Source organism: Rhodococcus oryzae (assembly GCF_005049235.1).
Lineage (GTDB): Bacteria > Actinomycetota > Actinomycetes > Mycobacteriales > Mycobacteriaceae > Rhodococcus_G > Rhodococcus_G oryzae.
The window spans coordinates 567,344-575,723 of the sequence record NZ_SUMD01000003.1 but is presented as its reverse complement, the minus strand read 5'-3'; the positions used below and the strand labels follow the sequence as shown (position 1 = coordinate 575,723).

The 8,380-nt window shown below is 67.2% G+C and carries 8 protein-coding genes; 1 reads left to right on the top strand and 7 read right to left on the bottom strand.

The window, feature by feature from the left end; all coding sequences use genetic code 11:
* The 5 genes from FCG67_RS09015 to FCG67_RS08995 form a co-directional block, all read right to left on the bottom strand.
* A partial coding sequence (locus tag FCG67_RS09015) for a condensation domain-containing protein (protein WP_169310474.1) occupies positions 1-1,769 on the bottom strand: 1,769 nt, incomplete at its 3' end.
* Positions 1,770-2,431: 662 nt separating this feature from the next.
* Positions 2,432-2,857: a PPOX class F420-dependent oxidoreductase gene (locus tag FCG67_RS09010; protein WP_136909003.1), complete on the bottom strand. Its 426-nt coding sequence runs from the start codon at positions 2,855-2,857 to the stop codon at positions 2,432-2,434.
* A gap of 41 nt (positions 2,858-2,898) precedes the next feature.
* Positions 2,899-3,648 carry an SDR family NAD(P)-dependent oxidoreductase gene (locus tag FCG67_RS09005; RefSeq protein WP_136909001.1) on the bottom strand — a complete coding sequence of 250 codons (750 nt, stop codon included), beginning with the start codon at positions 3,646-3,648 and terminating at the stop codon, positions 2,899-2,901.
* Positions 3,645-4,652, bottom strand: coding sequence for a phosphotransferase family protein (locus tag FCG67_RS09000; protein ID WP_136909113.1), 1,008 nt, complete (start codon positions 4,650-4,652; stop codon positions 3,645-3,647). The genes FCG67_RS09005 and FCG67_RS09000 overlap by 4 nt, the downstream gene beginning before the upstream one ends.
* Before the next feature lie 11 nt (positions 4,653-4,663).
* On the bottom strand, positions 4,664-5,872 hold the full coding sequence (locus FCG67_RS08995) for an acyl-CoA dehydrogenase family protein (RefSeq protein ID WP_136908999.1): 1,209 nt from the start codon (positions 5,870-5,872) through the stop codon (positions 4,664-4,666).
* Between the two features lie 145 nt (positions 5,873-6,017).
* Between FCG67_RS08995 and FCG67_RS08990 the strand changes: the two genes are divergently transcribed.
* Entirely contained in the window at positions 6,018-6,911 is an 894-nt protein-coding gene (locus FCG67_RS08990; protein ID WP_211243149.1) for a TetR-type transcription factor C-terminal domain-containing protein, read from the top strand.
* A gap of 8 nt (positions 6,912-6,919) precedes the next feature.
* On the opposite strand, the gene FCG67_RS08985 is transcribed toward FCG67_RS08990, so the two are convergent.
* Together FCG67_RS08985 and FCG67_RS08980 are read right to left on the bottom strand one after the other, a co-directional pair.
* Positions 6,920-7,834 carry an SDR family oxidoreductase gene (locus FCG67_RS08985; RefSeq protein WP_136908995.1) on the bottom strand — a complete coding sequence of 305 codons (915 nt, stop codon included), beginning with the start codon at positions 7,832-7,834 and terminating at the stop codon, positions 6,920-6,922.
* Positions 7,835-7,861: 27 nt separating this feature from the next.
* A complete protein-coding gene (locus FCG67_RS08980; protein ID WP_246044947.1) occupies positions 7,862-8,293 on the bottom strand; it encodes a MarR family winged helix-turn-helix transcriptional regulator in 432 nt (143 codons plus the stop codon).
* Between the last annotated feature and the right edge of the window lie 87 nt (positions 8,294-8,380).

Below are 8,380 nucleotides of genomic sequence, written 5' to 3'. Positions count from 1 at the left end.
GACGTCGACAGGACACACACCGGCGCGGCGGTGTCGAGGATGTTCCCAATTCGATCCGCAGGCTGATCCGGATCCACCGGAACATACGCACCACCGGCCTTGACCACCGCATACACACCGACCAACAAATCGATCGACCGACGCATCGCCAACGCAACCAACGACTCCGGCCCCACGCCAACCGAAATCAAATGCCGAGCAAGACGATTGACCCGAACATCAAACTCCGAATAGGTCACCGACTCACCCTCGAACGACAACGCCACCGCACCCGGCGACAACCCCACCCGCGCATCGAACAACGACACCAACGTGCCGTCCCCGACCACCCGATCCGTGGCATTCCAACCCGACACCGAGAGCGTCCGCTCGGCCTCGGTGGTGACGGTCAGGTCCCACACCCGCCGGGCCGGATCCGCCGCAAGGAACTGATCGAAGAAGGTGAGGAACCGCGCGTGGTGTGCCTTGGCCTGCTCGTCCGTATACAGGTTCGGATTGGTCTCGAAATCGATGTGAGTTCGCGTGCCCGCAACACTCTGATAGAAGTTGACCGCCAGGTCTTCGACGGTGCCCGTGGACAGGATGTGGAACTGACCCGTGACCGCACCGAGGGTGACCTCGTTGTGGAAGAGCATGATGTTGACGAGGGGCCCGAGCAGGTCACGCTGCATGTTTCCGGATCCGGAGTCGCGCCGGATGTCCTCGTGTCGGTACCGCTGGTGCCGGAGTGCGCCCGAGACCGCGATCTGCACGGACTTGAGCAGATCGGCAACCGTGGTGTCGGTTCCGACCCGCAACCGCAGGGGAACAACGTTGGACAGCATTCCCCCCGAATGACGCATCAGCGCAGTGGTCCTGGCAGTAACCGGCAAACTGAGGACGACGTCCTCGGTATCCGTCATCTGGGCCAGATAACCAGCAAAGGCCGCGATGAGCATCGCTGCGGGAGACGAATTCTGTTGCGCGACAGCGCTGGCCAGGTTCTTGGCAGAGTCCTCCGACAAAGCCGCACTGGCCACCCCGTTCACGGACGCAGGGGCCGCAGTACGGCCACTGAGGCTGGTGCCCTCCTCCATACCGGCGATGCGCTCGGCCCAGTACTCGCCGTCGACTTTGAACCGGGTGCTGTCCCGGTAGGCGACCTCGGACTCATAGATGCTGCGGAGGGTGCTCGCCTTCGCCCTCGGGAGTTCGCGCCCCTCGAGCAGAGCCGAGTACAACTCGGCGGTCCTCGTCATATAGGCCATCGCGCCGAATCCATCGAGGGCGATGTGATGGACCCGCGAGTACCAGAGGTAGCGCTCGTCCTCGATCTGAAGCACCGCCGCGGTGATCAAGCGATCCGAAAGCAGGTCCATCGGCCTGCTGTACTCGGCCTGCATCCACTCGTGCGCGGCCCGCTCCGGGTCATCGTGTGCACGGAAGTCCGCGAGGCGCAGGTGGTCCTCGATCGAGAAATCGACGACCTGGTACGGCCGCCCGTCGACCTCGGCAAGGCGAAGGTAACCCGTTTCGATCTCAGCCGAGCCGATCACCATGGCTCGCTCCAGAAGGGCCGCATCCAGGGGTCCACGCACATCGACGTACTGGGCGATGTTGATCGGCACCTCGGGGTCGACGTGCTGGGCGTACCACATCCCGAGCTGTGCCTGAGAAAGCGGGAAGGTGTCCGATGCAACCGTGGCGATGCCCTGGGGTCCGCCGTCGAATTCGATCGCGCCTGACTCCCGATTCGGGTCGGCACTCTCGTTGTCGACTCCGTATTGCATGTTCGGCTTCAACTGATACCTCATTTTCCGGAACGCCGCGGAGTCCCAAACAACCACTTGAGTCCGTCAGTCCGAGCCCATGAGCCTTCAACGGCCGGCGAAGGACATGCGGGGACGCAAGTCAGATTCGACAAGGAAGGAACCGCATCGCCAGAATGCGCGAGCGGGAACGGGTGCGCGACGTGCGCACTGAGAACTATCGTCTGGTCATGCGACCTGTCACGTGGTCACACAACTTTCCACGGTTCGTGCAATCGCCGAACTGTGACGAGGTCTCACCCTCATCGTGAAGGACACCGAAGCAGCCCCCTGCGCACCGAGTCCATGGATCCACCCTGCGCTCATTGATCGCCCTCCCGAGGAACAATCACGCCGCCACGAGTGGCAACGTCCCGAAATTGCGGCGAGTTCTGCCCGCACCGCAGGATGTAATCTACATCTCAATCAGGTCCGGTCATGCCCTTTTGGTATTTCTTCTAACAAGCGTCCAAGACCTGTCCCGGATTGTCGCGATTCGCGAGCCTCGCCAGCACCTCGTCGCGCGGACCCTGCGATCATTTGCCGAGGTCAACGAACTTTCGAGAGCCGAGGATCGGCATTGTGCGCTAGTCACAGCGATATTGTGATTCGGTCACAGGCCGTGACCTTGGGACACGATCTGGTCAGCCTGTGACGTCCAGATCGGCGATCACCTTGGTCGGACGGAGCCGCACCACCAGCTCCCCGGGCACGCCGTTTCGACGTCCGAACTCCTCCGCCCGGTCCGGCCCCATGTACCGGCCACCGATCGCGGTCGCGATCCGGATCAGTTCGTCGGGGTTCTCGGACACGGTCGCCACGCCCTGCACCTGAACGAAGGCATACGGCGGGTGTTCGATGTCCACGCAGAGCACCACCCGGCCATCGCGCACGACGGCGCGGCCCTTGGCCGAGCCGGCGCCGGTGTTGAAGACCAGATCGTCACCGTCGACGACGAACCACACGGGAGCGACCAGCGGCCGGCCGTCGGACGCGGTGAAACCGAGCTTGCCCGTCCGGGTGCCCGCCGACAGGAACTCGCGTATCGCGGGATCGGCCAGAGTGATCACCCGCGGGAGGCTACGCGGTCAAGACGTCGCACGCGTGACTTTCAGGCGCGATAGCCGTCGGTGCCCGCCCTGGCCATGACGATATTCGGGATCACGGCCCGCGACGACAGCTTCAGCAGCGCGTCGACCACCTCGACGACATCGTTGACCTCGAGCATCGCGCCCGGCGGCACCTGCTCGTGTGTCCACGCGCTCATGTCGGTGTCCACGAACGCGGGCGCGATGGTCGTGGCGCACACCCCGCGGCCGGATTCCTCGGCGTTCAACGTCGCCGCCATGCTGATCAGCGCAGCCTTCGTCGCGCCGTAGACCGCAAGGCCCTGCTCCGCGTACACACCGGTGATGGACGCGAGCGCGATCACCTTGGCGCCACGGCCCGGATTCGCGGCGGCGCCCGCCCGCAGCAACGGGAGCGACTCCTGGAGCAACTGGAACGGCCCACGCAGGTTCACCGCAATGGTCTTGTCGAACCGGCGCAGCGGAAAGTCCTCGATCGCGCCCGCGGTGCCGACCCCCGCATTCAGGATCAGCGCGGCCATCGGACCGAGTCGGTCCGCGTGTGCCGTCGTCACCCTGGCGATATCGGACTCGTCGGCCATGTCGCCCGCGATCGACACCACCTCGGGTGCCCCTGCGGCGCGCAGCCCGTCCGCGACGGTGTCGAGCCGTGCGGCGTCCCTCGCGGTGATCGTCAACGAGTAACCCGACTGCGCGAGACGAGTCGCGATCCCGAGCCCGATCCCCCTCGAGGCCCCGGTGACAAGGGCCGTCCTGTTCTCGCCGCCGCTCACAGCGTCACTCCCTTCAGTGCCCGCAGCCCCGCCGCGATGAACTCGGGCGTCGCCTCGGCGGCCCGCACCGCTCCGGCGCCGGAGTCCGATCCCTGCAGCGCGCGATGGGTGATGCCCTCACCGATCACACCCAACTTGAAGTTGGCGAGCGCGAGGTAGAAGTTCCAGTCCCCGAGGTCGCGGCCGGACGCGACGGCGTAGCTCTGCGCCAGCGCGCTCGCCGACGGCAGCCGATCGCTGGTCCAGGCCGCCTGGGATCCGAGCACCAGGTCGAACACCGGGTCCCGGTACACACACATCAGGGCGACGTCGGTCAGCGGATCACCCAGCGTCGACATCTCCCAGTCCACCACCGCCCGGACCCGCCCCGGGTCACGGGGATCCAGGATCGTGTTGTCGATCCTGAAGTCGCCGTGCACGATCGACGCGGCCGAGGTCGCCGGCATGGCCTCGGTGAGCGCGGCATGCAGGACCGCCACATCGGGAAGTTCCCTTGTCTTGACCCGATCCCATTGTCCCGCCCAGAGTTTCACCTGCCTCGCGACGAAGCCGTCGGGCCGCCCGAAGTCGCCCAGCCCCACCGCCCGGTAGTCCACCGCGTGCAGATCGGCCAGGACTCGCACCAGCGTGCCGGCACTGGCCGCGACCTGATCGTCGGACAGCCCGGCGAGGTCGGCCTGATCCCGCACCACCGTGCCCTCGACGAACTCGACCACCGTCATCGGCGCGCCGAGGGCAGAACCGTCGGCATCGAAGGCGACGGTCCGCGCAACCGGCACGGCCGTGCCCTGCAGCGCCGATGTCACGGTGTACTCCCGAGCCATGTCGTGCGCCGACGGGGTCAACCCACTGGTCGGTGGCCGCCGCACCACCCACGAGGACCGGTCGTCCCAGGCCCGGTAGGTCAGATTGGAGCGGCCGCCGCTGATCAGCTCGACGCGCAGCTCCCCACACAGCTCGATGCAACTGTCGGACAGGAACCGCTGCAGCGCAGCGATGTTCATTCCGGGAAGGCTCACTTCGCACCCCTCAGCTCGCGCTTGGCCGCCCCGACGACCCGCTTGGCGATGGCCCAACGGTGCACCTCGGACGGCCCGTCGTAGACCCGGAACGGACGGACCTCCCGCGAGAGCCGCGCCAGCGGCAGGTCGCCGGATACCCCCATCCCGCCGCACATCTGCATGCTGCGGTCCACGATCCGGAAGACGGCCTCGGCGGCGTAGGTCTTCGCGATCGAGGTTGCGTTCGACGCCGGGTCGCCGCTGTCGAGCTCCCAGCAGGCCCGCACCAGCAGCGCCCGGGTGGCGGCAATGTCGATCTCGTTGTCCGCCACCATCTTCTGAACCATGCCGAGGTCGCCCAGCCTGGATCCGAAGCCTTCCCGCTCGGCCACCCGGGCAACCGCGACATCATGGCCGCGCCGCGCGGCACCCAGCCAACGCATCACGTGGGTCATCCGGGCCGGGCCGAGCCGCACCTGGGCGTACTCGAAGCCGCGGTCGACCTCGCCGAGTACCGCGGCGTCGGGAACCAGCAGGTCCTCGAAGAAGACCTCGCAGTGCCCGCCGATCATCGCCCGGTCCAGGGTGTCGATGTGTCGTCCCACCCGGATCCCGGGACTGTCGGCATGCGCAAGGAACATCGTGGCCCCGCCGCGCTGACCGGGCTCGCCCGAGGTGCGCGCCATGATGATGAAGAAGCCGGCGCCGTCGGCGCCGGTGATGAACCACTTGTGCCCGTTGATCCGCCAGCCGCCCTCCGCCCGGACCGCACGGGTGGTCAGCGCCGACGGGTCCGATCCCGCCCCCGGCGCAGGCTCCGTCATCGCGAAGGCCGAACGGACGTCCCCGTGGGCCAGCGGCGCTAGGAACTGCTGCTTCTGCTCCGGGTTCGCGATGTGGGCCAGCATGTGGACGTTGCCCTCGTCGGGCGCCGCGATGTTCAAAGCGGTGGGGCCGAACAGTGAGTAGCCGGCCTCCTCGAACACCGGGGCACGGTCCGACATGTTCAACCCGTGGCCGCCGAACTCGAGCGGGGCGTGCGGGGCGAACACCCCGGCGTCCTTGGCCGCCTGCTGCATGCCGATCCGTAGCGCGTCGCCGCCGCCTGCCGTGATGTCCCCGGCGTGCTCGTCCTCGATGGGCAGGACGACGTCGCGGGTGAAGGTCCTGGTGCGGTCGATGAGGTCCTGGACCTCGGCGGAATAGGTCAGATCGATCGACACACTCACTCCTCCTGCGTCGCGTAGCCGAACGATCGCTCGGCAGCTGATTTCCACACGATCTCACAGGTTTGTCTGCCCGTCAAAGGAGTTCAGTAGATGACAGCGTGTATCGTGTTCAGTATTCCTGAACAGATTGGATCGAGAGTTGACCAAGCCGGAGCACCTGCCCGACGCGATCAGGCGGACGCGCCGGTCGGCGGGCCTGACGTTGCGAGAGCTCGCGGGGCGGCTGGCGATCAGCCCGGCGACGCTCAGCGCCATCGAGAACGGCAAGACCGGCGTCTCGGTCGAGCGACTGCACGCCCTCGCCGGGGCACTCGGCACCACCGCCGCACAGCTGATGGGCGACGCCGGCACCACCGCCGCCCGCGGACCCTCCACCGCGGACCGTCGAGTGCGCACTTCCCGGCGCGAATCCCCAGGAGCGGCGACGGCAGCTGCACAGTCGGCGGGTGACTGGCGCGTGTTCCCGTCACTGCGCATCGACCCGATGCTCGCGGCCGCGATCGACTCGTTCGTCGAGACCGGGTATCACGGCGCGACCATGCGGTCGATCGCCGAGCGGGCGGGCATGAGCGTTCCCGGCATCTACCACCACTACCGGGACAAGCAGGAGCTACTGGTGCGGGCGCTCGATCTCACGATGGACGAGCTGCACTGGCGGGTGCGCGCGGCCAGGGACAAGGGCACCGGCGGGATCGAGCGGGTCGGCCTCATCGTCGAGGCACTCGCGCTGTACCACACGCACCGCCGGGAACTCGCGTTCATCGGCGCCAGCGAGATGCGTAGCCTCGAACCGGCGAACCGGGCGCGGATCACCGACTCCCGCAATCATCTTCAGTATCTTCTCGACGACGAGATCGATGCCGCGATCGCCGAGGGAAGCCTCACGACGCGGCACGCGAGAGATGCCGGACGGGCCATCTCGACGATGTGCACATCGCTGCCGCAGTGGTTCCGGACCGACGGACCATCCTCGCCCGAGCAGATCGCCGCGGAGTACGCGGGTTTTGCCCTCGATCTGCTCGGGCGGGGGTGAGGGCAGGGCTACAGGCCCTGACGAGAATTCGCGTTGCGCGACTGCCCGGCCATGTCCGAGTTGGGCCGCGCCTCGGCGACCAGGGCCGGGATGACCTCCCCCAGCTCCGCCGGATCCCAACGGGCGTTCTTCGACACCCCTGGGCCCGCCACCCAGGTCTCCGCGACGCTGATCGACCCGCCGTGCACATTGAAGATCCGGCCGGTGATGCCGTCGGACTCCGGCGATCCGAGCCAGACCACGGTCGGCGAGATGTTCGCCGGTGCGGCGGCATCGAAGCCGGTGCGCTCCTTCTCCGCCTCCATCGCGGCGACGAAACCCTCTAGGCCCGCGGTCATCTGGGTGAGCGCGGTGGGGGCGATCGCGTTGACGGTGACGCCGAGCCGGGCGAGCTCGTCGGCGAGGATCACGGTGAACGCCGCGATGCCCGCCTTCGCGGCGCCGTAATTCGCCTGCCCGATGTTGCCGTACAGGCCCGAGGGCGAGGAGGTGTTGATGATGCGCGGGTGCGCGACCGGGGTGCCCGCCTTGTGCTGCTCCCGCCAGTACGACGCCACGTGCTGCGAGGGCGCGAACGTCCCCCGCAGGTGCACGCGCATGACGTCGTCCCACTGATCGACCGTCATGTTGACGAACATCTTGTCGCGGAGAATGCCCGCGTTGTTGACGAGCACGTGCACGGTGCCGAACGTGTCGATCGCGCTGCGCACCAGCCGGCCTGCGCCGTCGAAGTCCGAGATGTCGTCCTTGTTCGCGATGGCCTCGCCGCCGAGCGCCTTGATCTCCTCGACGACCGCCTCGGCGGGCCCGAGGTCGTTGACGACGACCTTCGCTCCCTGCCTGGCGAACTCGAGCGCGTGCTCACGGCCGATGCCGCCCGCGGCGCCGGTCACGATCACGACGCGTCCCTCGTTGATGCCCATCCGTGCAACTCCCTCGCAGCTTGTCGGTCAGTCCCTCGGCCAGCTGAGACCCTGTCGGTCCTCGATCTGTTCATTCAGCCGCCGCAACAAGGTAACCAGATCCCGTCGATCCTTCTCGTCCCAATCGGCGACGAGGGAGTTGATGCCGTCGACGTTGTGCTGCCGGTCGGAACGCAGGGCGCGCAGCCCCCCTTCGGTCGGCCGGAGTTTCCTCGCCGTGCCGCCCTGCGGGTCGGGGATCCTCTCGGCCAGTCCCTGCCGGACGAGCGCGGCGGTCTGCCGGTTGATCGTGGAGACGTCGAGGCCGAACGAGTCCGCCAGTTCCTTCAACGTCATCGGCTTGCCGATCTCGAGGCGACTCAACAGCAGATACGCCGATCGGTCGAGCGCCTGCTGTTCCAGCCATCGTTTGGTCACCAGGGTGGTGTGGCGGGCCATCAGCGTGATCTCGCGCTCCAACCCGCGACCCGGGTCGATCTCCTCGGATTCCATCGGGGTCATCCTCGCATCACGCCGCCATACTCCCGTCGATTGTGCACGATACAT

What these genes read in the sequence shown, in the direction of transcription:
- FCG67_RS09000 (WP_136909113.1), bottom strand. Translation starts at nt 4,652, where the DNA reads ATGAACATCGCTGCGCTGCAGCGGTTCCTGTCCGACAGTTGCATCGAG.
- FCG67_RS08985 (WP_136908995.1), bottom strand. Translation starts at nt 7,834, where the DNA reads ATGGGCATCAACGAGGGACGCGTCGTGATCGTGACCGGCGCCGCGGGC.